We start from the raw sequence: 23829 nt of genomic DNA on the forward strand, positions 1-23829 counted from the left end.
CCTGCCTTCACTGCAAGCCGCCGCTGGGCGGCTTTGTGCTTCTAGTCAGCCAGGGGCAGCAACTGGCGCCGGCTGCGAAACACATGCGCCTGCCCCGTGACCGGATCGACAAAGCGCAGCTCACGCGCCAGCAGCTGCAAGGGCCGCGAGAAGTCGCCCTCGGGCGGGTCATTGACCTCCGGGTAGAAGGCATCGTTGCGGATCGGCAGCCCCAGCGCCGCCATGTGCACACGCAGCTGGTGGCGCTTTCCGCTGACGGGCTTGAGACCATAGCGTGCCCAGGCGCCCTGCAGCTCCAGCAGCGCCATATGGCTGTGGCTGTTGGGCTCACCGGCCACCTCATGCATCAGAAAAAAGCGCTGGCTCTCTTCCATGCGGCTGCGGTGCTCACGCGGAAACACCAGGTCCGCGCGCCAGGGCGCCACTGCCTCATAGCTCTTGTCCATCGCCCGGTCACGAAACAGGGCCTGGTACTGGCCACGCGTGGCTGCATCCTTGGACAGCAGCAGCAGCCCGGCGGTATCGCGGTCGATGCGGTGCAGCGGTGACAGATGGGCATTGCCGGTCACGTTCTTCAGCCGCACCAGCAAGGAGTTCTGCACATATTTGCCCGTCGGCAGCACCGGCAGGAAATGGGGCTTGTCCACCAGCAGCAGGCGCTCGTCCTCATACAGCACCTCGGCATCAAAAGGGATGGGCAGCTCCTGCTCGACCTTGCGCCAGTAGTACACCCGCATGCCGGGCACAAAGGCTTGTGTGGGGCCCAAACTCTGGCGCGCGCCATCGACCACATCGCCCGCCTGCAGGCGTTCGAGCCACTGCGCAGCGCTGACCAGCGGCAGGCGCTGGGCCAGAAAATCCAGCAGCAGCCCCTCTCCGCGCGAGGGCAGCACCACGCAGCTGGGGCTTACGCCGTCGCGCATCCAGGTAGAAGGGTCCGTCTGTATCGTCATCTCGCTGGCGATTGTAGTCATCTCTTTAGGGGCATGAAGGCTGGGCACAATAGCCGCACTTGCAGACGTCCGGACTGCCTTGCACTGCAACCTAACTACAAGCACTTCAAACAATAACAGGCCATGACCGCCAACGCTTCTTCCGCCTCCAACGTCGCCCTCCATCCCGTCGCTCAAGAGGAGCGTGTTTTCAATGGCTGGCATCTGGCCTCGCTGTGGTTCAGCTTAGGGGTGGGCCTGCTGGTGATGCAGGTGGGGGCCTATCTGATGCCTGCGCTGTCCACGCCCGAGGCTCTGATGGCGATTGTCGGCGGCTCGGTGGTGGGGGCGGGACTACTCGCCTGGGTGGGCAAGATCGGCTGCGACACCGGTCTGTCCAGCGCCGGACTGATCCACCATGTCTATGGCCGCCACTTTGCCAAGCTGCCGGTGCTGCTCAATATCGTCCAGCTGCTGGGCTGGGGTGCGTTCGAGCTGGTGGTGATGCGCGAATCGACGGTGGCCATTGGCCGCCAGGCAGGCGGCATGCAGGCCGCGTACTGGCCCTGGCTGGCCACCTTGCTCTGGGGCGGCCTGCTGGTGGCATTGATGACGGGCTCCATGGTGCGGCTGGTGCGCCAGCTGATCTCGCGCATCGCGCTGCCGCTGGTGGTGCTGTCGCTGCTGTGGCTGAGCTGGCAGTTTGTCGGCATGGCGCTGCAGCAAGGCCTGCCCGCGCTATGGAGCAGGCCAGGGGCTGGCGGCATGGGCGTGATGCCCGCGCTCGACCTGGTGGTGGCCATGCCCATTTCCTGGCTGCCGCTGGTGGCCGACTATGCCCGCTACGGGCGCCATGGCCGCAGCGCGATGGCCGGCACCTGGATCGGTTTTGGCATTGCCAATATCTGGTGCTATGCGCTGGGCGTGCTGGTGGCTTTGGTGCTGCCCAGCACCGACCTGGTGGCCGCCTTGCTGCTGGCCCAGGGCGGTCTGGTTGCGCTGTCGCTGGTGCTGCTCGACGAAGTGGACAACGCCTATGGCGATGCCTACTCGGGCGCGGTATCGGCCCACAGCCTGCTGCCCGCCTGGCGTGTGCGTACCTGGGGCATTGTGATGGCGGTGGCCAGCACCGGCCTCGCCATGGTGCTGCCGATGCACAGCCTCGAGCCGTTCTTGCTGATCCTGAGTTCTGTCTTTGTACCGCTGTTTGGCGTAATTTTGGGCCGGCTGTCATGGGGCGGCTACCAGCTCTCTTACCCGCAGGCCGGCGTGCAGCTGCTGCCGCTGGCGCTGTGGCTGGGCGGCATCGCGCTCTACCACAGCCTGGCCGCCTGGGCGCCGCAAGCGGGATCGGCCTTGCCGACCCTGGCGCTGACCTTTGTGCTGGCCTTTGCCACCCGCCCCAAGGCATGAACGCCAGCCCGAAAACGGTTTAGACGGAATCCTCGTCGAACAGCGAGGCCTCAAAGCTGGAATTGACAAAGCCCTCGGTCGACTCCAGCACGGCGGCCACCAGCTGCGCCGTGGTCTTGGCTGCGCCCCGGTGTGCCTGGGCAAACTGCAGTGCCGCGCGGCGCATGCGGCTGTGGCGGCTCGTATCGCTGGCAATGGCCACAGCCTGCTGCAGGCCCTCGTCCATGCCTGCCACGCGCAGGGCGGCATCGGCTTGCACGCTGCTGTCTGCCGCCTGCGCAAAGTTAAAGGTATGCGGCCCCATGACGACCGGGCAGCCGCAAGCGGCCGCCTCGATCAGGTTCTGCCCGCCCAGCGGTGCAAAGCTGCCGCCCAGCAAGGCCACATCGGCCAGACCGTAGTACAGCTGCATCTCGCCCATGCTGTCGCCCAGCCAGACATCGGCGGGCTGCGGCCCGCTCTGCCACTGGCTGCGGCGCGATACCTGCAAACCGGCACCCTGCAGCAGTTGCACAATCTCGTCAAAACGCTGCGGGTGGCGCGGCACCAGCAGCCATTGCACGCTTGCGGCGGCTTGCGGGTCGCTGCTGCGCAGCTGCGCCAGCGCCTGCAGCCACAGGGCCTCCTCGCCCTCGCGGCTGCTGGCCAGCATCACCACCGGTTTGCCCGCCGCCTGGTGCCAGGCCTGGCCCTGGGCCAGTTGCGCGGCATCGGGCTCGACATCGAATTTCAGATTGCCCAGCACCGCAGTCACCTCGGCGCCTGCGGCGCGCAGGCGGCTGGCATCAGCCTCGGTCTGGGCGATCACCGAGCGCAGGCTGCGGTAGGCCGGGCGCGCGAGCCAAGCCAGGCGCTGGGCGCCGCGCAGCGATTTCTCATTGAGCCGGGCATTGGCCAGCACTAGCGGCACGCGCTCGCGCTGGCAGCCAGAGGCCAGCCCCGGCCACATCTCCGTCTCCATCAGGATGCCGATGGTGGGGCGGAAATGGCGCAAAAAGGCGCTGACACTGGCGCGGTCATCCCAGGGCTGCCAGACCTGGATATCGCCGGGCAGCAGCAGCTTTTGCCCTTCTTCACGGCCGGTGGCCGTGCCATTGGTCAGCAGCAGGCGCAAGGCCGGTATCTGCAGCCGCAGCTCGCGCAGCAAGATGGCAGCAGCCCTTGTCTCGCCCAGCGATACCGCATGGATCCAGACCAGCGGCATCTCGGGCACGGCCTGGTAGCGCGGCAGGTCGCCATATTTGCCAAAGCGCTGCTCCACCCCCTGGGCGTAGCCAGGCTCCTGCACCGCGCGGTGCGCCAGCTTGCGCCGCACCAGCGGGCGGGCAAGCCGTGCGCCCCAGCCGTAGAGCGTCAGGCTCAGACCCATGGACTGCGTCGTCCTTCAGTGCGACGCACTGCCGATGACGGCATCGGGCTTGACCTTGAGCAGCAGCGCCTTCATCTCGTTCTGGATGCGGTGCAGGGCTGCCTGGGTATGGCCTTCAAAGCGCAGCACCAGCACGGGCGTAGTGTTGCTCGCTCGGATCAGGCCAAAACCATCGGGCCAGTCCACGCGCAGGCCATCAATGGTGTTGATCTGGGCCGGCGCGCTGAACACATCGGCCGCCATCTCCTGGAGCTGGGCGCTCAGCTTGTGCGGCTCGCCCTCCTGGCATTCCACATTGAGCTCGGGCGTGCTGTAGCTGCTGGGCAGCGCATGCAGCAGCGCGCAAGGGTTTTGGGCCTTGCTCAGGATCTCCAGCAGGCGGCAGCCGGCGTAGGTGCCGTCGTCAAAGCCGTACCAGCGCTCCTTGAAGAAGATATGGCCGCTCATCTCGCCGCCCAAAGGCGCATTGGTCTCGCGCATGCGGGCCTTGATGAGCGAATGCCCGGTCTTGTACATCACCGGTTTGCCGCCGGCCGCCTCAATGGCCGGCGCCAGGCGCTGCGAGCACTTGACGTCGTAGACGATCTCGCCACCAGGCACGCGCGAGAGCACATCCTGGGCGAACAGCATCATCTGGCGGTCGGGGAAAATATTCTGCCCATCCTTGGTCACGATACCCAGGCGGTCGCCATCGCCATCAAAGGCCAGGCCCAGTTCCGCATCACCGGTCTGCAGTGCCTCGATCAGGTCGCGCAGGTTCTCGGGCTTGCTGGGGTCGGGATGGTGGTTGGGGAAGTTGCCATCGACCTCGGAGAAGAGCTCAGTCACCTCGCAGCCCAGCGCGCGGAAGATGCCAGGTGCGGTGGCGCCAGCAATGCCGTTGCCGCTGTCCACGACGATCTTCATGGGCCGCGCCAGCTTGATGTCCGAGACGATGCGCTCGACATAGGCGGCCGTCACATCGGCCTGGCGCAGCTTGCCGCCGCCCTGGAAGCGCCAGCATTCCTTCTCCATGATCTGGCGCAGCTTCTGGATCTCTTCGCCATAGATCGCGCGGCCGGCCAGCACCATCTTGAAGCCGTTGTAGTCCTTGGGGTTGTGGCTGCCGGTCACCTGGATGCCGCTGTGGCACAAGGTGCTGGCGGCAAAATACAGCATGGGTGTGGTCACGCGGCCCACATCGATGACCTCGATACCGGCTTCCACCAGGCCTTGCATCAGCGCGCGGCTGAGCGCATCGCCTGACAGCCGGCCATCACGCCCCACGGCGACCACCAGCTCGCCAGCGGCAATCGCCTGCTGGCCAAAGGCCCGGCCCAGCTTCAGTGCCACGCTCTCGTTGAGCGTGCTCGGCACAACGCCGCGGATGTCATAGGCTTTGAAGATTGCAGAAGAAATCGGCACAGAACTCACCTTGTTGTTGGCGCAAAACAGGCATGAAAAACGGCCTCTGTCAGAAGCCGCGCCTTTGCTGCGAGACAGCTATTGTAGGCACGCTCGAGGCGATGGCCGGCCAGTTGTCCATATGGTGACCAGGGCGCCGCAGCGCCAAACGCACAATGGGACCCAGCCAGACGCGGGTTTGCCGCGCCGCCGCTGCGCTTTTACTGCTCCTTGCACGGCGCGCATCAATGCACCGCAAGAATGTCACCAATGGCAAGCACGGTGCCCGCTAGCATGCTGTCTGCCCTTGCGAGATCCTATGCGCCCCACCCCATCCTCTGCTGCTGCGTCTGTCCCTAGCCCCGCCCTTGCCGCGGCTGCCCCGAGCGCCAGCCGCTGGCTGCCCCCCTTTGTGCTGCTGGCGGTGCTCTGGGGCGCGTCCTTTCTGTTCATGCGCCTGGGCGCTTCGCAGTTTGGTGCCGTGCCTACGGCCGGCTTGCGTGTCATCCTGGCTGCGCTGTTTTTGCTGCCGCTGATGCTGCTGCGCGGCGAATGGCCCGCGCTGCGCCAGCACTGGAAGCCGGTGCTGTTCTCGGGCATCATCAATTCGGCCATTCCTTTTTCGCTGTTCGCCTATGCGGTGGTTTATATGCCCACCGGCATGGCCTCGGTGCTCAATGCCTGCGCCCCGCTGTTTGGCGCCTTGGTGGCCTGGCTCTGGCTGGGCGACCGCATCACCGGCCTGCGCGTCACCGGCCTGTTGATCGGCTTTACCGGCGTGGCCCTGCTCGCGCTGCATGACAAGCCCGCCACCGCTGGCGCGGCCAGCTGGAGCGCCTATGCCGCGATCGCCGCCTGTCTGTGTGCGTCACTGAGCTACGGCGTGGCAGCCAGTTTTGCCAAGCGTTACCTGGTGGGCGTGCCGCCCCTGGCCACTGCCACCGGCAGCATGGTCGGCGCCAGCCTGTGCTTGCTGATCCCGACGATTGCGATGTGGCCCAGCCAGACGCCGTCCTGGGGCTCGTGGTTGGCCGTCGCGGCCCTGGCGCTGCTGTGCACCAGCGTGGCCTATATCCTGTATTTCCACATCATCCAGACGGCCGGGCCGAGCCGCGCGATTGCGGTCACCTTTTTGGCGCCAGTGTTTGCGCTGGTCTATGGCAACTGGTTTTTGGCAGAACCCATCACCGCCTGGATGCTGGGGTGCGGTGCCGTCGTGATTGGCGGCACCATGCTGTCGACGGGGCTGATTGGCCGCAAGCGGGCCTGAGTGGAGATCAGGATTTTTTGGGGTCGTGCTTGCAGTCGGCGCATAGTCCCTGCAGACGCAGCTCGGTCTGTTCCGGCGCCAGGCCCTGCTCCTGCAGCACCTGCAGGTACTGCGCCATCGCCTGGTTGACCTGGGCCGTGGCGGCGTCACCGGCACGCTCCTCCAGGCTTTGCACCGAATGGCAGTCGGTGCATTCATAGCGCACCTGCAGCGGCTCCTGTGCTTCAGCCCGCAGCGCATAGCGCGTCAGGCGCTCGGCATCCACACTTTTGACCAGCTTGCCGGCAGCGGCCAGGCGGTCGAGCAGGCGGTAGCTGGTGACCCGGTTGACATCGACGCCCATCTTCTGCAGACGGGCCTGCACCTCGGCCACGGACCACTGCATGCCCGGCTGGCTGCCGACCAGAGCCAGCAAGGCCTTGGTGGCGCGCGTGGCACGCATGCCGGGCGGCAGGGACTGCACGCTTAAAGCGGCAGTGGCGGGGGATGGAGTGCGGGCGGACATCGGTGGCTGGGAGCAATGGCTTTGATGCAATTGTGTTGCATTATGCCCATCGTGCGGGCCCGGCAGGCAAGCGGCCCTACTTCAACCAGTCTGCAAAGCGGGTTTCCAGCTTGTCGACCTTGGGCGCCACCACGTAGGTGCAATAGGGTTGGCGCGGGTTGTTGTCGAAATAGTCCTGGTGGTAGGCCTCGGCGTTCCAGAAATGCTGCAGCGGCTCCACCTCGGTGACCACCGGCGCGCCCATCTGACCCGAGGCATTGAGCTTGTCGATAAATGCCTGGGCCTGGGCCAGCTGTTCGGGCGTGGTGGTGTAGATGCCGCTGCGGTACTGCGGGCCCACATCGTTGCCCTGGCGGTTCAAGGTGGTGGGGTCATGCGTCGCAAAGAAGATGTGCAGCACCTTATCGAGCGGCAGCACCTGCGGCTCGAAAGTCAGCTCCACGCATTCGGCATGGCCCGTCGTGCCCGTGCAGACCTGCTCGTACGTAGGATTGGCGATCTGGCCATTGGCATAGCCGCTGACGACCTTGACGACGCCACGCACCCGCCCGAACACGGCCTCGGTGCACCAAAAGCAACCACCGGCGAGATAGATTTTTTCCACGGGGGACTGGGTTTCACTGGACATCATGACTCCGGCAACAAAAAGGGCAAAAATGGACTCCGGCTCGCTGAGAAAAGGCGGGGGCCGGAACCATTTTTAACAGAGAAAAAGACAGCCTGATGCGAATGGGTGCTCTATTTCTTTCAGGTCGTTTTGCTTGACTTGTCGCGGGCAGCCGCCTACATTACTAACCCATTGGTCATTAACTGTTTTGATTGCGCTGCCCACCGTGTCCTCCCCGCCTCCCCCACCTGCTTTGGCCACGCCTGCGCCCCGCCGCAGCCGCCGCAAAGAGGCCCGGCCCGGCGAGCTGCTGGATGCGGCGCTGGACCTGTTTGTCAGCAAAGGCTATTCGGCCACCAAGGTCGAAGAAGTGGCCCGGCAGGCCGGGGTCTCCAAGGGCACGCTGTTTTTGTATTTTCCGAGCAAACAAGAGCTGTTCCAGGCCGTGGTGCGCCATGTGCTCAGCAGCCGCTTTGCCGAGTGGGATCTGGAGCTCGACAGCTACCAGCATGACACGGCCACCTTGGTCCACTACTGCTACGAGGTCTGGTGGCAGCGCATTGGCTCGACCAAGGCCTGCGGCCTGCCGCACCTGGTGATGGCCGAGGCGCATAACTTTCCCGAGATTGCGGCCTTCTACCGCCAGGAAGTGGTGCTGCCTGGCAACCGCCTGATCGAGCGCGTGCTGCGCCGGGGCATGGAGCGCGGTGAGCTCGCCCCGCTGGACCTTGACTATGGCGTGACCCTGGTGCTGGCCCCGCTGATCTTTTGCGCCAGCGTCAAAAGCACCGGCGGCTTTTGCCTGCCCAACCCGGATTTTGATGTGCCACGCTTTTTGCAGATGCAAGCCGATGCGCTGATGCATGGGCTGGGCCGCCCACCTCAGGGTGCTGTCCCATGAAGCGCGCACTGCCCTGGCTGGCCGCTGCCGTGGTCGTCGCCCTGCTCGCCAGCGGGCTGTGGCGTGGTTTGAAAACCCAACAGCAGCGCCAGCAAGCCCTCGCCCAGGCCGAGCAGGCCAAGGCGCAGGCGGTCTACCAGCTGGCCGCCAGCGACGCGATCACCGTGGCGCCGCAGACCCTGGTGCTGAGCCTGCCCATCAGCGGCACGGTGCAGGCGGTGCATACCGCCATCATCAAGGCCCGCATTGCCGGCGAGCTCCAGCAGCTGCAACTGCGCGAGGGGGACCCGGTGCAAGCGGGCCAGGTCGTCGCCCGGGTGGACAGCACCGAGAGCCAGGCCCGCCTGGCCCAGGCCCAGCAGCAGGCCGACGCCGCCCGCGCGCAGCAAGATATCCAGCAGCGCCAGTACGACAACAACCGCGCGTTGGCCAACCAGGGCTTTATCTCGGCGACGGCCCTTGAATCTTCGCAGTCGCAGTTACAGGCTGCGCAGGCCAACTACCAGGCGGCCCGCTCGGCCGCGGATGTGCTGCGCAAAAACCTCAGTGATACCGTGTTGCGCAGCCCCATCCAGGGCCAGGTGGCCCGCAAATGGGTTAGCAACGGTGAAAAGGTCGGGCCGGACGCCAATGTGCTGGAGATTGTCGACCTGCGTGAGCTGGAGCTGCAGGCCCAGATGCCGGCGGCCGATTCGCTGCAGCTGCGCCTGGGCCAGACAGCGCAGTTGCAGGTCGATGGCAGCGGCCAGACCGTCAGCGCGCAGGTGGCGCGCATCAACCCCCAAGCCGATGCCAGCAGCCGCAGCGTGACGGTGTATTTGCGCATTGCGCCGCCAGCGGCGCCCGCAGGCGCTGCCGCACCGGCGCTGCGCCAGGGGCTGTACCTGCAGGGGCAGTTGGCTACCGGCGAGCTGCAGACGCTTGCCGTGCCGCTGGCTGCCGTGCGCACCGACAAGCCCGAGCCCTATGTGCAGTTGCTGAGCCCAAACGGCGGATCGGGCGAACGCAGCGATACGCTGCGGGTACAGCACCAGCCCGTGGTGCTGGGCGCGCGCAGCCAGCGCGATGGCAAGACCTGGGTCGCCGTCACCCAGGGCCTGCAGGCCGGCCAACGCATTCTGGGTGGCCAGGTGGGCCAGCTGCGCGCAGCAACGCCGGTGCGGCTGGCCCCTGCGCCAGATGCCGCCCCAGAGCCTGCGCCTAAGCCTGCACCTGCAGCACCGCCCCCATCCGCATTGCCCGCGTCCTGATCCATGTGGTTCACCCGCCTCAGCCTGAACAACCCGGTGCTGGCCACGATGATGATGGCCGCGCTGGTGGTGCTGGGCCTGTTCTCGCTGCAGCGCCTCAAGGTCGACCAGTTTCCCAATATCGATTTTCCGGTGGTCGTCATCACGGTCGACTACCCCGGCGCTGCGCCGGAGATTGTCGAGAGCGAAGTCACCAAAAAGATCGAGGAAGCGGTCAATGCGGTCGCCGGCATCAGCGCCCTTACCTCGCGCAGCTACGAGGGCACGGCCGTCATCATCATGGAGTTCCAGATCTATGTGGACGGGCGCCGCGCGGCTGAGGATGTGCGCGAGAAGATCGCTGCCGTGCGCCCCTTGCTGCGCGACGAGGTCAAAGACCCGCGCGTGATCCGCTTTGACCCGGCGGACGCCGCCGTCTGGTCGCTGGCCCTGCTGCCCGATCCGAGCCGGGGCACGCCACCGAGCGCGATTGCGATGACCTCCTGGGCGGACCAGGTGCTCAAGAAGCGCCTCGAGAATGTGCGCGGCGTGGGGGCCGTGAGCCTCGTGGGCGGCACACCGCGCGAGATCAATGTCTACCTGAATCCGCAGCAGATGGAGGCGCTGTCCATCTCGGCGAGCGAAGTGGCCGATGCCGTGCGCCGCGAAAACCAGGATCTGCCGCTGGGCTCGGTGCGCTCGCGCGAGCAGGACCGGCTGGTGCAGATTGACTCCCGCATGAAGCGGCCCGAGGACTTCAACCAGATCATCGTGGCCCGCCGCAATGGCGCGCCCATCTACCTGCACCAGGTAGCGCGCGTGCAGGATGGCGCGCAGGAGCTGAAGAACCTGGCCTTGTACAACGGCACGCGCACCCTGCTGCTGTCGATCCAGAAATCGCAGGAGGAAAACACCATCGAGGTGGTCGACGGCCTGCGCCGCGCGGTGGCCGAGATCACGCCCGAGCTGCCGCCGGGCCTGCGGCTGGAGCCGATTGCCGATGCCTCGCGCCCGATACGGGTTGCCGTAGACAATGTGCGCCAGACCCTGGTCGAGGGGGCCGTGCTCACGGTGCTGATCGTGTATCTGTTCCTGCACTCCTGGCGCTCGACGGTCATCACCGGGCTGACCTTGCCGATCTCCATCATCGGCACCTTCTTTTTCATGTATGCCTTTGGTTTCACGATCAATATGGTGACCCTGATGGCCTTGTCGCTGTGCGTGGGCCTGCTGATCGATGACGCCATCGTCGTGCGGGAGAACATCGTGCGCCACCTGCAGATGGGCAAATCGGCCTACCGCGCGGCGCTGGAAGGCACGCAGGAGATTGGCCTGGCCGTTCTGGCCACCACCTTGTCGATCGTCGCGGTGTTTCTGCCCATTGGCTTCATGGGCGGCATCATCGGCAAGTTCTTCCATGAGTTTGGCCTGACCATTGTGGTCGCCGTGCTGCTGTCGATGTTTGTCAGCTTCACCTTGGACCCGATGCTCTCCAGCGTCTGGCATGACCCCAGCGTGCACAAGGGCGGCAAGCCCGCGCGCAACGGGCTTGCACGGGCGCTCGACCGGGCGCTGGCCGGCTTTGAGGCCGCCACCGAGCAGCTGAGCGCCGGCTACCAGCGCATGCTGGCCTGGGCGCTGCGCCACCGCTTGACCAGCCTCCTGGTGGCGCTGGCGATCTTTATCCTCAGCCTGCTGCTGCTGCCACTGCTGGGCACCGAGTTTGTGCCGCGCGCCGATTTTTCCGAAACCCAGATCCGCTTCAATGTGCCAGTGGGCGCGTCGGTAGAGGCGACCGAGGCGCGCGCGCGCCAGGTCGAGGACGTGGTGCGCCGCAACCCGGCCGTGCGCTACACCCTGACCACGATCAACACCGGTAACGCCAATGGCAAGAACTACGCCAGCATGTATGTGCGACTGGTGGACCGCAGCGAACGCAGCCAGGATGTGCAGCAGATATCGGCCAGCCTGCGCGCTGAGCTCAACCAGATCGCCGGCATCCAGGTGACGCACGTGGGCCTGCTCGAAGCGGTGGGCGGCCAAAAGCAGGTGGAGTTTTCACTGCAAGGCCCGGATCTGCAAGAGCTCGAGCGCCTGGCGCGCCAGGTGAGCGAGCGCCTGCAGCACATCCCCGGCCTGGTGGACCTCGACAGCAGCGTGCTGGAGCGCGAGCCCATCGTGCAGCTGCAGTTCAACCGCGATGCCGCGTCCGACCTGGGCCTGCCGATGGGCCAGGTGGCCACCGCATTGCGCACCCTGGTGGAAGGCGACACGGTGGGCAACTGGCGCGCGGGCGACAACCAGACCTATGACGTGCGGGTGCGCCTGGCGCCCGAGGCGCGCGAGAACCCGCAGATGCTGGCCAAGCTGCCGCTGACGGCGATCGGCGCCAATGGCCAGCCCCATACGGTGCGCCTGAGCCAGCTGGCCACCTTGACCGAGACCACCGGCCCCAACCGCATCAACCGCCGCGCGATGAACCGCGAAGTCGCCTTCAATGCCAACGCCAACCAGCGCAGCGCCGGCGAAGTGGCAGCCGATATCCGCGCGGTGCTGGCGCAGACCACCTTCCCGCCCGGCTACCGCTATGAATTTGCCGGCAGCACCAAGAACATGCAGGAGTCGTTTGGCTACGCGCTCTCGGCACTGGCCTTGGCGGTGATCTTTATCTACATGATCCTGGCCAGCCAGTTCCGCAGCTTTTTGCAGCCGCTGGCGCTGATGACCTCGCTGCCACTGACCTTGATTGGCGTCGTGCTCACCTTGATGATGTTTGGCACCACCTTGTCGATGTTCTCGATCATCGGCGTCATCTTGCTGATGGGCCTGGTCACCAAGAATGCGATCTTGCTGGTGGACTTTGCGATACGCGCCCGCCAGCCCCAGCCTGGCGAAGACGGCCAGATGGTGCCGGGCCTGCCGCGTGAGCAGGCACTGCTGCTGGCGGCCCAGGTGCGGCTGCGCCCCATCTTGATGACCACCCTGGCCATGGTGTTTGGCATGGTGCCGCTGGCCTTTGCGATGAGCGAAGGGGCCGAGCAGCGCGCGCCACTGGGCCAGGCGGTGATTGGTGGGGTGATCACCTCGTCGCTGTTGACCCTGGTGGTGGTGCCCGTGGTGTACTGCTACCTCGATGATTTTGCGAAATGGGCCTCTCAAAAGTGGCGGCGTCCCGCTATGGAACCCTAAGCGGCCTAAAATAAGGGGTTTTTTCTTGCCCCACCCCCAACAAGCCAACCGGAGTCTGCAATGAGTTTGCCACTGAACATGTCCCCCAGCACGGATGATAAATACCGCGCAGCACGCTACAACATGGTCGAGCAGCAGGTTCGCCCCTGGAGCCTGGGCGACGAACAGGTGCTGGCGCTGATCGGCACGCTGCGCCGTGAAGAATTTGTTCCCGATGGCCTGCAGGACATGGCGTTCATGGACATCCAGCTGCCACTGCTGGGCGATGACGGCGAAGAAGCCGTAGCCAATGGCCACTGCATGCTTCCTCCCCGCGTCGAAGCACGCGTGCTGCAGGACCTGAAGCTGCAAGCCCATGAAAACGTGCTCGAAATCGGCACCGGCTCGGGCTACATGGCTGCACTGATGTCGCGCCTGGCCAAGCAGGTCACCTCGCTGGAGATCGAGCCTGCGCTGGTCGAGCTGGCCCGTGCCAACCTGCACCGCGCCCAGATCAAGAATGTCGATGTGGTGCTGGAAGATGGCTCCAACGCCCAGGCCATCGGCGGCAGCTATGACGTGATCGTGCTGAGCGGCTCGGTCTACGAAGTGCCAGCGGCGCTGCTCGACAAGCTCAAGGAAGGCGGCCGTCTGATCGCTTTTGTGGGCACCGAGCCGATGATGCGCACCACCGTCTACACCCGCACGCAAGGCAAGCTGACGATCAGCCAGCCTTGGGACACCGTGGTGGCCCGCCTCAAGGGCTTTGCCGAGGCACCCCGCTTCAAGTTCTGATGACCCCCGCAGCGCGGCGGCCTGAGGGCCGGCTGCGCTGCAGAAAGTGATGTATGGAGCAAATCCGCCCCGCGCAACTCAACGAATGGCTGGCCCAGCATGCGGACCAGAACCCCCTGGTGCTGGATGTGCGCGAGCCCTGGGAGCTGCAGACTGCCTCGGTCAAGCCCGAAGGTTTTGAGCTGCTGAATATCCCGATGCAGCAGATTCCCGCGTCGCTCAACCTGCTCGATGAAGACCGCCCCATCGCCTGCCTCTGCCACCACGGCATGCGCAGCATGCAGGTCGCCGTGTTCCTGGAGCGCCAGGGCTACAGCCAGGTCAGCAACCTGACCGGTGGCATCGACCTCTGGACGGCCGAGCGCGACCCCTCGGTGCCGCGCTACTGACCTGCGGCCCGCGCCGTTTGCGGCGCGGCATCGGGCCTCTGGCCTGGCCGCGCCTCCCCTTGTACCACCCCCTTCTGCACCATGCACCAAGCCCCTGCCCTGCCTCGTCTGAGAACAACCTGCGCCGCAGCTGCTGCGCTGCTGCTGGGCCTGGCCCAGTTGCCGGCGCAGGCCCAGAGCCTGATGCAGATGGTGGAGCAGGCCAGCGGCTATGACGCGCAGTGGCAGTCGGCCCGCGCCAACCTGGACGCGGCCATCTCCCGGGGCGAGCAGGCACGCGCCGGGCTGCTGCCGCAGGTGGGCCTGCAGGCGCAGTCGCAGTACAGCCACACGGCCATCAACAACCCCGAGCTGCGCCTGAACGGCCCCGACCACCAGATTGGCATCACGGCCAGCCAGCCGCTCTACCGCCCGGCCAACCGCATTGCGCTGGAACAAGGCAAATTGGGCGGCGATATCGCCCGGCTGCAGCTCGATGCCGCGAGCCAGGATTTGCTGGTGCGGGTGGCCCAGGCCTACTTTGATGTGCTGGCCGCGCAGGACAGCATGGTGTTTGTGCAGGCCCAAAAGGCTGCCGTCAAGGAGCAACTGGCCGCTGCCAAACGCAACTTTGATGTGGGCACGGCCACCATCACCGATTCGCGCGAAGCCGAGGCCCGCTATGACCTGGTGCGTGCGCAAGAGATCGCCGCCGAGAATGACCTGACCGTCAAGCGCCTGGCGCTGGACAATGCCGTGGGCACGCCTGGCAACCAGCCCTGGCCGCTCAAGCAACCGGTGCTGCTGCCGGCGACCACGCCCGACAATGTGCTGATGTGGGTGGACCAGGCCCAGAGCGAGCAGCCCCAGATCCGCATCGCCCAGTTGGCCACCACCAACGCCCGGCTGGACACCAAGAAGGCCGAAACCGGCCACCTGCCCACCATCGACCTGCAGGCCACTGTTGGCCGCCAGCTCTACCCCAAGGGCAGCATCACCATGCCCACCCATGGCTACAACGCCAACCAGGCCACCGTGGGCGTGGTGCTCAATGTGCCGCTGTTTGCCGGTTTCTCCGTGCAGAACCGGGTCAAGGAAACCCTGGCGCTGGAGAGCAAGGCAGAGGCCGACCTGGACAATGCCCGCCGCACCGTGGCGCAGAACGTGCGCAGCGCCTTCTTTGGCCTGCAGTCCAACGCCAGCCAGGTCAAGGCACTGGAAGCCGCCGAGGCATCGAGCCAGCTCGCGCTCGATGCCAACCTGACCGGCTACCAGGTGGGTGTGCGCATCAATATCGATGTGCTCAACGCCCAAAGCCAGCTCTACCAGACCAAGCGCGACCTGGCCCTTGCCCGCTACAACACCTTGCTGGGCCAGCTCAAGCTCAAGCAGGCGGCCGGCACCTTGGCGTTGAACGATATCGAGGTGCTGGACCGCAGCATGCTGACCAGCACGGCACCTGCTGCGGCAATCCCAGCTGCGCTGCCTGCAACCCAGCCCGCACGCTAAAGCGCTCCGCGCGCCTCGTTAGAGCCGCACAGCGCGCCATCAAGGCAGGATGCCAAACAAGGCCGGCCGCGCTGCATCCGAGGGCAATACGCAGGCGACATCATGGGCGCAGCCCGGCACGATGGACAGCGGCTGCGGGCGCACTGGCTGCAGCACCTGGGCCACATAGGCGGCATAGCCCTCCCCCCGCTGGCGGCGAAACGGCCCTTGCAGCATGGCAGCGCAAGATTTATCGAGCGCGCCATAGCTCGTGCCCTTGCCGGCATGGTTGTCGAGGGCACCTTCCAGATAGTGAATATCCGCCTGGCGGTAGCGCTCGCGCGCCTGCGCAGCGGCGGGCCCCAGGCTGGACGGCAGCGCCTGCGTGCCGTATTTCCAGTCGTGGTAGCCCGGGCAGGATGCCTCTTGAGGCAGTTGCATGCGGTAGTCGCAACCACCATCGCTGCAGGCCGCCCAGTCCACATCGCGGCCCGCGCGCTGGGGCTGCGGGCGCAGCGGATCAAAGTACAGCCAGGTGCCAGGGTCCGCAACGACATAGCGCAGCGATACACCGGCAGGCGGCTGCTGGGCAAAGCCGATGCTGCGCTGGAGCATTTGCCCACCGGCAGAAAACCCCGCCAAGGTGATGTGGCGCACGCTGGGCCAGCGCTGGTGGATATGGGCGACCAAGGCATCGAGCGCAGCAATGGCGTTGATCGGGGTCCTGCCCGCGCCAGCCTGGGAGTTTTGTCCGGCCAGCCAGCTGCCACAGGTCCACAAGGCATCACCCGGCTCCGGCGCAGGCGTGCCCTTGGTACGGCAGTGCTCGGCCTTGTCGCTGCCCACCTGGTAGAGCGGCGCAATGACCAGGGTCTCATCCAGGCGCCCCGCCTTGCGCGCGGCGTCCAGCGCGGCATTGAAGCTGCGGTTGGCATCGCGCGGGAAGCCATGCATGATCAAGAGCACCGTTTGCGGCCCGGCCGACCCGTCGGCCTTTTCGGCCTGCGGCGCCTGCGAGGCATAGAAATGCATGCGCCCGGCCTGGCCCGGCAGCGCAAAGCCTTGGAAACAGGCGTCTGAAGCCTGTTCGGTACAGGTCTGTGGTGCCGATGGTGGGGTGGGGGTGGATGGCGAGCTTGAAGCTGCCCAGCCACTGCCAGCGAGCAAGGCGGCCAGGCCAGCACCCAAAGCGAGTGTGTGAGCGGTCATATCGGTACGGTGGTAGTCCCAAAACCTGCCATCCTAGGCCTTGGTGGCCGAGTTGTGCAGCACCGGGGCGGGATTTACCTGGCAGCGACAGGCCCGATACATGAACGGCGTGGTGGACGGCGGTGCGCTGTAGCCTGCGCAGCGTGTGCACAAGCGCGCAAAAAACAAAAAACCTCTTGAACAGAACATTCAAGAGGTTTGTTGGTTGGTGGGTGATACATGGATCGAACATGTGACCCCTGCCGTGTGAAGGCAGTGCTCTACCGCTGAGCTAATCACCCCAGGCACGCCCCAAAGAGGCCTACCGAAACTAAATTGTGGTGGGTGATACATGGATCGAACATGTGACCCCTGCCGTGTGAAGGCAGTGCTCTACCGCTGAGCTAATCACCCCAAGCATGCCCCAAGGGACATACCGCAACGACGATGGATTGGTGGGTGATACATGGATCGAACATGTGACCCCTGCCGTGTGAAGGCAGTGCTCTACCGCTGAGCTAATCACCCAAAATCTCTCGCCGTCAAGCCCTCTATTATGACAGCAAATATTTGCTGGCTGTGAAAATTAGGCCAATTTTCTCCAAATAGTTTTGCCGCCACTGGATTTGTCCAGCTGCGTCAGCACCTCGTCGTGGGCGGCCAGCTCCGCCTCCGACGGCAGGATCACCGGCAGATCGAACTGTGCAAAATCCACCTTCTTGACCACCATGGCCGCGTTGGACTTGTTGTTCGATGCCATGCTCTCAGACGAGAGCAGCTGTTCCTGCCCGCGCGTCATGTTGATGTAGACGTCAGCGAGCAGCTCAACGTCGAGCAAAGCGCCGTGCAGGTCGCGGCCGGAATTGTCCACTTCCAGGCGGTCGCATAGCGCGTCGAGCGAGTTGCGCTTGCCCGGGAACATGTCGCGCGCCATCAGGAGCGAATCCAGCACACCGCTCACCATGCTGACCAGGGGCGGCATGCCCACCCGTTCGAACTCCTTGTTCAGGAAGCCCATGTCGAATGGCGCATTGTGGATGATCAGCTCGGCGCCTTCGAGGTAAGCCCGGATCTCTTCGGCTTTCTCGTGGAAACGCGGCTTGTCGGCCAGAAACTCGCTGGTGATGCCGTGCACGCGCAGCGCGTCTTCATGGCTTTCCCGGTCGGCATTGAAGTACAGATGCAGGTTATTGCCGGTGAGCTTGCGGTTGAGCAGCTCGACGCAGCCGAGCTCAATGACACGGTCACCATCGACGACTGACAGACCCGTGGTTTCCGTATCCAGAACAATTTGGCGCGACATCTACAGCTTCCTCGACTCAAAACACCGATTGTAAAAGCCGCTCGCACCCGCGCGCCCGGCCCAGCCCACGCTCAGTGGTTTTCCTTGGCGTGGTTGATCGAGTACTTGGGGATCTCCACGGTCACATCCTCGCGCGCCAAAATGGCCTGGCAGGACAGGCGCGACTGCGGCTCCAGGCCCCAGGCGCGGTCGAGCAGATCGTCTTCTTCCTCTTCGGAAGGGTCCATGGAGTCGAAACCCTGGCGCACGATCACGTGGCAGGTGGTGCAGGCCCGGCTCATGTCGCAGGCGTGTTCGATGTTGATGCCATTGTCCAGCAGCGCCTCGCAGATCGACGTTCCGGTGGGCGCCTTGATCTCGGCGCCTTGGGGACAGTATTCGGCATGGGGCAGGATTTTGATGATAGGCATGGGAATGAGATTCTTCTTGCTGTAGTCGGTTAAATGGATTGCACGTTCTTGCCGGCCAGGGCCTGGCGAATGCCACGGTTCATGCGCTCGGCGGCAAAGGCCTCGGTGCCCTTGGCCAGTGCATCGGTGCTGGCCTCGATCTCAGCGGCGCTCTCGCTGCTGGACAGGGCGCGGCGCAGCTGGTCCATCAGCGCATCGACCTGGCTGCGCTCGGCCTCGGCCAGCAGGTCGCCATCGGCATCGAGCGCACTTTGGGTAGCAATCAGCAGGCGGTCGCCATCAACGCGCGCTTCGACCAGCGCACGCGCCTGCATATCGGCCTGGGCGGTGCTGAAGCTGTCGCGCAGCATGTTTGCAATCTGGTCGTCCGAGAGACCGTACGAGGGCTTCACATCGATATGCGCCTCCACCCCGCTCACCAGCTCTTGCGCGCCCACGCTCAGCAGGCCATCGGCATCGATGGTGAAGGACACACGGATGCGTGCAGCGCCCGCCGCCATCGGCGGGATGCCGCGCAGCTCAAAGCGCGCCAGGCTGCGGCAATCAGCCACCAGATCGCGCTCGCCCTGCACCACATGGATGGCCAAGGCCGTCTGGCCGTCCTTGTAGGTCGTGAAGTCCTGGCCGCGTGCGGTCGGAATGGTTTCGTTGCGGCTGACGATGCGCTCGACCAGGCCGCCCATGGTCTCGATGCCCAGCGACAGCGGGATCACATCGAGCAGCAGCAGGTCGCCATTGTTGTCGTTGCCGGCGAGCTGGTTGGCCTGGATCGCGGCGCCCAGGGCCACCACCTCGTCGGGGTTCAGGTTGGTCAACGGTGGCTTGCCAAAGAAGTTGCCGACCGCCGTCTGCACCTGGGGCATGCGCGTCGAGCCCCCCACCATCACCACGCCTTGCACCTCGTCCTTGGCCAGCTGGGCATCGGCCAGCGCGCGGCGCACGGCCGTCAGGGTGCGGGCCGTCAAGGCTTGCGTGGCCGCATCAAAATCGGCCCGGCTCAGCGGCAGCGCAATGTTCTGGCCGGACAGTTGCGCGGAGAACGTCACCTGGTCGGCATCGGTCAGCGCCTCTTTGGCGGCCTTGGCAGCCAGGCGCAATACCGCCTTGTCCTGCGCACTCTGCACCGCGCCGCCGGTTTTCTCCAGCACCCACTGGCCCAGTGCGGCGTCATAGTCGTCACCGCCCAGCGCCGAGTCACCGCCGGTGGCGATGACTTCGAACACGCCGCGCGTCAGGCGCAGCACGGAAATATCAAAGGTGCCGCCGCCCAGGTCATAGACGGCATAGATGCCTTCGGAGGCATTGTCCAGGCCATAGGCAATCGCCGCTGCCGTGGGCTCGTTGATCAGGCGCAGCAGCTTGATGCCGGCCAGCTGGGTCGCATCCTTGGTGGCCTGGCGCTGCGCGTCGTCAAAGTAGGCTGGCACGGTGATCACGGCGCCGTACAGGTCATTGTCAAAGGTGTCTTCGGCGCGGTAGCGCAAGGTGGCCAGAATCTCGGCGCTGATCTCCACCGGGGTCTTGAGGCCGGCCACCGTCTCGATGGCCACCATGCCGCTATCGTCGGGCTGCACAAGCGCATAGGCCAGTTGCTCGGGCGCATGGATATCGGCCAGGTTGCGGCCCATCAGGCGCTTGGCCGAGGCAATGGTGTTGGCGGCATCGACGCCGGGATGAGCAAGCGCCGCATAGCCGATATCGCGCTTGCCATTGGCCCGGTAATGCACCACCGATGGCAGCAGCACCCGGCCTTCGTCATCCGGCAGGCATTCGGCCACGCCGTTGCGCACGGCAGCGACCAGCGAGTGCGTGGTGCCCAGATCAATGCCCACCGCAATACGGCGCTGGTGCGGATCAGGAGATTGGCCAGGTTCTGAAATTTGGAGCAATGCCATGGATGCGATCTATCTTGTGTTCTCTTGCCTGCGACCCGCACGGGGCGCGGGGGAAGCGGTCTCAACGGAGGGTTCGCCAAAGCATGCTGTGCGGCCTCATGGGCCGCCCTGCTTTGGTCACCAGCCTATTGTCCCAGTTGCTCGCGACGGCGGTCGATGTCGCCACTAAATCGCGCAACAAACATGAGGGCTCTCACCTGCTGGGCCGCCTGCGCGTAGTCGCGCTCCACATCCAACAGCTGCTGGCAGCGCTGCAGCATTGCACGGCGCGCGCTGGCGACCTGGTCATCGAGCGCATCGACATCGGCCTGGCTCTGCGCCTCTTCCAACGCCTCGCGCCACTCCATCTGCTCCATCAGAAAAGCGGTGGGCATGGCGGTGTTGTCTTCGGCGCGGATGGGCGCGTCATGCATCTCGCACAGGTAGGCGGCGCGCTTGAGCGGGTCCTTCAAGCGCTGGTAGGCCTCATTGATGCGCACCGACCACTGCATGGCCACGCGCTGAGCAGCAGCGCCTTGCGATGCAAAGCGGTCCGGGTGGGCTTGCTTTTGCAAGGCCTTCCAGCGCTCGGCCAATTGCTGGGCATCTTGCGCAAACTGCACCGGCACGGCGAACAGTTCAAAATCGTTGGATTGCAGATTCATCATGAAAAAACCGCCTGGCAAAAGCACAGGCGGTTTGCAGTTTTGGCATCAGCGATGCCGACAAACAAGGCCAGGCCTGTCAGTGACGACAAACCGGGCGCCTGAACCTGAGGCCTCAGATTCTGAAGCTCTCGCCACAACCGCAGCGATCACGCTCGTTGGGGTTGTGGAACTTGAAGCCCTCGTTGAGGCCCTCGCGCACAAAGTCCAGCTCGGTGCCGTCGATGTAGGCCATGCTTTTGGGATCGACCAGCACCTTGACGCCATGGTCTTCGAACACCACGTCCTCGGGCGCTGCCTCGTCCACGTACTCCAGCTTGTAGGCCAGACCCGAGCAGCCGGTGGTCTTCACGCCCAGGCGCACACCCACCCCATGGCCGCGACGCGACAGGTAGCGGTTGATGTGGCGCGCAGCCGACTCAGAAAGCGTGACAGCCATGGCGTTTTAAGCCTCCGCCTTGGCAGTGTGCTTGGCCTTGTAGTCGTTGACCGCCGCCTTGATCGCGTCTTCAGCCAGGATCGAGCAGTGGATCTTCACCGGTGGCAGGGCCAGCTCTTCGGCGATCTGCGCGTTCTTGAGCGCAGCGGCTTCGTCGAGCGTCTTGCCCTTGACCCATTCAGTCACCAGCGACGACGAGGCGATTGCCGAGCCGCAGCCATAGGTCTTGAAGCGTGCGTCTTCGATCACGCCGGTGTCCGCATTGACCTTGATCTGCAGCTTCATCACGTCGCCGCAGGCAGGAGCGCCGACCATGCCGGTGCCCACCGATTCATCACCCTTGTCAAAAGAGCCCACGTTGCGGGGGTTCTCGTAATGATCAATCACTTTGTCAGAATATGCCATCTTGGTACCTCTTTACAGTTAGCGGCTGCGCCGGATTAGTGGGCAGCCCACTGGATGGTGCTCAGATCCACACCGTCTTTGTACATTTCCCACAGCGGGCTCAACTCGCGCAGCTTGGTCACGTTCTCACGGATCGATGCCACGGCGTAGTCAATGTCTTCATTCGTCGTGAAGCGGCCAAACGTCATGCGCAGGCTGCTGTGGGCCAGCTCATCGCTGCGGCCCAGCGCGCGCAGCACATAGCTGGGCTCCAGACTGGCCGAGGTGCAGGCCGAACCCGAGGACACGGCCAGACCCTTGATGCCCATGATCAGCGATTCGCCTTCGACGAAGTTGAAGCTGATGTTCAGGTTGTGCGGCACGCGGTGGTTCAGATCACCGTTGATAAACACCTGCTCGATGTCCATCAGGCCGTCCAACATGCGCTGCTGCAGCGCCTTAGCGTGGGCGTAGTCCTTGGCCATGTCTTCCTTGGCGATGCGGAAAGCCTCGCCCATACCGACGATCTGGTGCGTAGCCAAGGTGCCCGAGCGCATGCCGCGTTCATGGCCACCGCCGTGCATTTGCGCCTCGATGCGCACACGGGGTTTGCGGCGCACATACAGCGCGCCAATGCCCTTGGGACCGTAGGTCTTGTGCGAGGCCAGGCTCATCAGGTCGACCTTCAGCGCGGTCACATCGATCTCGACCTTGCCGGTGGCCTGGGCAGCGTCCACGTGGAAAATGATGCCCTTTTCGCGGCAGATGTTCCCAATGGTGTCGATGTCCTGGATCACGCCGGTTTCGTTGTTCACGAACATGACGCTGACCACGATGGTGTCGGGGCGAATCGCGGCCTTGAAGACATCCAGATCCAGCAGACCGTCTTCCTTCACATCCAGGTAGGTGACCTCAAAGCCTTCACGCTCGAGCGCACGCATCGTGTCCAGCACGGCCTTGTGCTCGGTCTTGACGGTGATCAGGTGCTTGCCCTTGCCCTTGTAGAACTGCGCAGCACCCTTGAGCGCCAAGTTGTCCGACTCGGTCGCGCCACTGGTCCAGACGATTTCACGCGGATCGGCATTGATCAGCGCGGCGACCTGCGCACGGGCCTTTTCAACCGCCTCTTCCGCCGTCCAGCCCCAAGCATGGCTGCGCGACGCAGGGTTGCCGTAGTTCTCGGACAACCAGGGAATCATCGCTTCAACCACGCGGGGGTCCACTGGCGTAGTGGCGCCGTAATCAAGGTAAATGGGGAAATGTGGGGTCGTGTCCATATCTGGCTCTACTGGCGCGTGCTGGTGGGCACCCGCAAAAACTCAAAACGCAATCATCGAATGAACTTGCCGCACCCCGTTCAGGGCGTAACAAGACCTCCCGGCGCCCTGGAAGACACCGGGGGATGCGGCGACCAGCGCCGCATCAAGAATCAGGATTTGGCAAATACATTGCCCAGTGCAAACACCGAGTTCGGTGCGGTGACACGGATGGGCTTGACAACCGGCGTGGTCGAGATAGCGCGGCGCACGATGGGCTTGTCTTCGATCTGGATGCCCTTGGCCAGTTGGTCATCGACCAGCTTTTGCAAGGTGACCGAATCGAGAAACTCCACCATGCGCTGGTTCAGCGATGCCCACAGCTCGTGCGTCATGCAGCGACCGGCCTCACCCATGCAGTTTTCCTTGCCACCACACTGCGTGGCGTCAATAGGTTCATCTACCGACACAATGATGTCGGCAACTGTGATCTCAGCGGCCTTGCGGGCCAACGTGTAGCCGCCACCAGGGCCACGGGTGGACTCCACCAGTTCGTGGCGGCGCAGCTTGCCAAACAGCTGCTCCAGATACGACAGCGAGATCTGCTGACGCTGGCTGATCGCAGCCAAAGTTACCGGGCCATTGTTCTGGCGCAAAGCCAGATCAATCATTGCAGTCACTGCAAATCGGCCTTTGGTGGTGAGACGCATAATCGTTCCTTAGAGGTCAGGCTTGATAACCATAGACGCCCAATGCAAGCAAGCCACCCGCAATGACATCGTCGTAGCCTGTCGCTCCACCCTGCATGCAGGGTAGGTCCCATTCATCGATAGGCTTTTTTCTTGTTGTTGAGTAATTTGTGTCAGTATAGCACAATGCCCC

General features: G+C 64.5%; 22 protein-coding genes and 3 tRNA genes. 8 read left to right on the forward strand and 17 right to left on the reverse strand.

Going from position 1 to position 23829, the window contains the following annotated elements; translation table 11 throughout:
* Positions 1-41: 41 nt before the first annotated feature.
* Positions 42-974: a pseudouridine synthase gene (locus F0Q04_RS14610; protein WP_232539354.1), complete on the reverse strand. Its 933-nt coding sequence runs from the start codon at positions 972-974 to the stop codon at positions 42-44.
* Positions 975-1076: 102 nt separating this feature from the next.
* Between F0Q04_RS14610 and F0Q04_RS14615 the strand changes: the two genes are divergently transcribed.
* Positions 1077-2345, forward strand: coding sequence for a purine-cytosine permease family protein (locus F0Q04_RS14615; RefSeq protein WP_116923969.1), 1269 nt, complete (start codon positions 1077-1079; stop codon positions 2343-2345).
* A gap of 19 nt (positions 2346-2364) precedes the next feature.
* Here F0Q04_RS14615 and F0Q04_RS14620 read toward each other — a convergent pair whose 3' ends face one another.
* Both F0Q04_RS14620 and F0Q04_RS14625 read right to left on the reverse strand, forming a co-directional pair.
* Positions 2365-3714 (reverse strand): 3-deoxy-D-manno-octulosonic acid transferase, encoded by a 1350-nt coding sequence (locus tag F0Q04_RS14620; protein WP_182341628.1) that lies wholly within the window; start codon positions 3712-3714, stop codon positions 2365-2367.
* Positions 3715-3729: 15 nt separating this feature from the next.
* Positions 3730-5118 (reverse strand): phosphomannomutase/phosphoglucomutase, encoded by a 1389-nt coding sequence (locus F0Q04_RS14625; protein WP_021025833.1) that lies wholly within the window; start codon positions 5116-5118, stop codon positions 3730-3732.
* Positions 5119-5416: 298 nt separating this feature from the next.
* Here F0Q04_RS14625 and F0Q04_RS14630 point away from each other — a divergent pair, with 298 nt between their 5' ends.
* Positions 5417-6367 carry a DMT family transporter gene (locus F0Q04_RS14630; RefSeq protein WP_182341632.1) on the forward strand — a complete coding sequence of 317 codons (951 nt, stop codon included), beginning with the start codon at positions 5417-5419 and terminating at the stop codon, positions 6365-6367.
* Positions 6368-6374: 7 nt separating this feature from the next.
* Here the strand turns inward: F0Q04_RS14630 and F0Q04_RS14635 are convergent, their stop codons facing one another.
* Both F0Q04_RS14635 and msrA read right to left on the reverse strand, forming a co-directional pair.
* Positions 6375-6872 (reverse strand): Fur family transcriptional regulator, encoded by a 498-nt coding sequence (locus F0Q04_RS14635; RefSeq protein ID WP_133247954.1) that lies wholly within the window; start codon positions 6870-6872, stop codon positions 6375-6377.
* A 76-nt stretch (positions 6873-6948) separates the two neighbouring features.
* On the reverse strand, positions 6949-7500 hold the full coding sequence (msrA, locus tag F0Q04_RS14640; protein ID WP_182341635.1) for a peptide-methionine (S)-S-oxide reductase MsrA: 552 nt from the start codon (positions 7498-7500) through the stop codon (positions 6949-6951).
* Between the two features lie 205 nt (positions 7501-7705).
* On the opposite strand from msrA, the gene F0Q04_RS14645 reads away from it, so the two are divergent.
* The 6 genes from F0Q04_RS14645 to F0Q04_RS14670 all read left to right on the forward strand — a co-directional run bounded on the left by F0Q04_RS14645 (position 7706) and on the right by F0Q04_RS14670 (position 15449).
* Positions 7706-8380, forward strand: a complete 675-nt coding sequence (locus F0Q04_RS14645) for a TetR/AcrR family transcriptional regulator (RefSeq protein ID WP_232539355.1) — start codon at positions 7706-7708, stop codon at positions 8378-8380.
* Positions 8377-9630 carry an efflux RND transporter periplasmic adaptor subunit gene (locus F0Q04_RS14650; protein ID WP_182341637.1) on the forward strand — a complete coding sequence of 418 codons (1254 nt, stop codon included), beginning with the start codon at positions 8377-8379 and terminating at the stop codon, positions 9628-9630. The genes F0Q04_RS14645 and F0Q04_RS14650 overlap by 4 nt, the downstream gene beginning before the upstream one ends.
* A 3-nt stretch (positions 9631-9633) precedes the next feature.
* Positions 9634-12798 (forward strand): efflux RND transporter permease subunit, encoded by a 3165-nt coding sequence (locus tag F0Q04_RS14655; RefSeq protein WP_182341640.1) that lies wholly within the window; start codon positions 9634-9636, stop codon positions 12796-12798.
* 60 nt (positions 12799-12858) lie between these two features.
* Entirely contained in the window at positions 12859-13572 is a 714-nt protein-coding gene (locus tag F0Q04_RS14660; protein ID WP_021025840.1) for a protein-L-isoaspartate O-methyltransferase family protein, read from the forward strand.
* 53 nt (positions 13573-13625) lie between these two features.
* The gene (locus F0Q04_RS14665) at positions 13626-13961 is read left to right on the forward strand and encodes a rhodanese-like domain-containing protein (protein ID WP_116923977.1); all 336 of its coding nucleotides are present in this window, start codon (positions 13626-13628) and stop codon (positions 13959-13961) included.
* 81 nt (positions 13962-14042) lie between these two features.
* A complete protein-coding gene (locus F0Q04_RS14670; RefSeq protein WP_182341643.1) occupies positions 14043-15449 on the forward strand; it encodes a TolC family outer membrane protein in 1407 nt (468 codons plus the stop codon).
* A 39-nt stretch (positions 15450-15488) separates the two neighbouring features.
* On the opposite strand, the gene F0Q04_RS14675 is transcribed toward F0Q04_RS14670, so the two are convergent.
* The 12 genes from F0Q04_RS14675 to iscR all read right to left on the reverse strand — a co-directional run bounded on the left by F0Q04_RS14675 (position 15489) and on the right by iscR (position 23657).
* Positions 15489-16637, reverse strand: coding sequence for a hypothetical protein (locus F0Q04_RS14675; protein WP_182341646.1), 1149 nt, complete (start codon positions 16635-16637; stop codon positions 15489-15491).
* A 206-nt stretch (positions 16638-16843) separates the two neighbouring features.
* Positions 16844-16918, reverse strand: a tRNA-Val gene (locus tag F0Q04_RS14680).
* Positions 16919-16955: 37 nt separating this feature from the next.
* Positions 16956-17030: transfer RNA gene (locus F0Q04_RS14685), tRNA-Val, on the reverse strand.
* 39 nt (positions 17031-17069) lie between these two features.
* A tRNA-Val gene (locus tag F0Q04_RS14690) sits at positions 17070-17144 on the reverse strand.
* A gap of 58 nt (positions 17145-17202) precedes the next feature.
* Positions 17203-17919 carry a DNA polymerase III subunit epsilon gene (dnaQ, locus tag F0Q04_RS14695; RefSeq protein WP_182341649.1) on the reverse strand — a complete coding sequence of 239 codons (717 nt, stop codon included), beginning with the start codon at positions 17917-17919 and terminating at the stop codon, positions 17203-17205.
* 71 nt (positions 17920-17990) lie between these two features.
* Entirely contained in the window at positions 17991-18329 is a 339-nt protein-coding gene (fdx, locus tag F0Q04_RS14700) for an ISC system 2Fe-2S type ferredoxin (protein WP_021025845.1), read from the reverse strand.
* A 29-nt stretch (positions 18330-18358) separates the two neighbouring features.
* On the reverse strand, positions 18359-20224 hold the full coding sequence (gene hscA, locus F0Q04_RS14705; protein ID WP_182341652.1) for a Fe-S protein assembly chaperone HscA: 1866 nt from the start codon (positions 20222-20224) through the stop codon (positions 18359-18361).
* 125 nt (positions 20225-20349) lie between these two features.
* A complete protein-coding gene (hscB, locus tag F0Q04_RS14710; protein WP_116924454.1) occupies positions 20350-20868 on the reverse strand; it encodes a Fe-S protein assembly co-chaperone HscB in 519 nt (172 codons plus the stop codon).
* A gap of 115 nt (positions 20869-20983) precedes the next feature.
* Positions 20984-21307, reverse strand: coding sequence for an iron-sulfur cluster assembly protein IscA (iscA, locus tag F0Q04_RS14715; RefSeq protein ID WP_021025848.1), 324 nt, complete (start codon positions 21305-21307; stop codon positions 20984-20986).
* Between the two features lie 6 nt (positions 21308-21313).
* Positions 21314-21712 carry a Fe-S cluster assembly scaffold IscU gene (gene iscU / locus F0Q04_RS14720; protein WP_021025849.1) on the reverse strand — a complete coding sequence of 133 codons (399 nt, stop codon included), beginning with the start codon at positions 21710-21712 and terminating at the stop codon, positions 21314-21316.
* Between the two features lie 35 nt (positions 21713-21747).
* A complete protein-coding gene (locus F0Q04_RS14725; protein WP_116923981.1) occupies positions 21748-22968 on the reverse strand; it encodes an IscS subfamily cysteine desulfurase in 1221 nt (406 codons plus the stop codon).
* Between the two features lie 152 nt (positions 22969-23120).
* A complete protein-coding gene (iscR, locus tag F0Q04_RS14730) occupies positions 23121-23657 on the reverse strand; it encodes a Fe-S cluster assembly transcriptional regulator IscR (RefSeq protein ID WP_021025851.1) in 537 nt (178 codons plus the stop codon).
* Positions 23658-23829: the final 172 nt, after the last annotated feature.

The sequence above is a fragment of the Comamonas koreensis genome (genome assembly GCF_014076495.1).
GTDB lineage: Bacteria > Pseudomonadota > Gammaproteobacteria > Burkholderiales > Burkholderiaceae_C > Comamonas > Comamonas squillarum.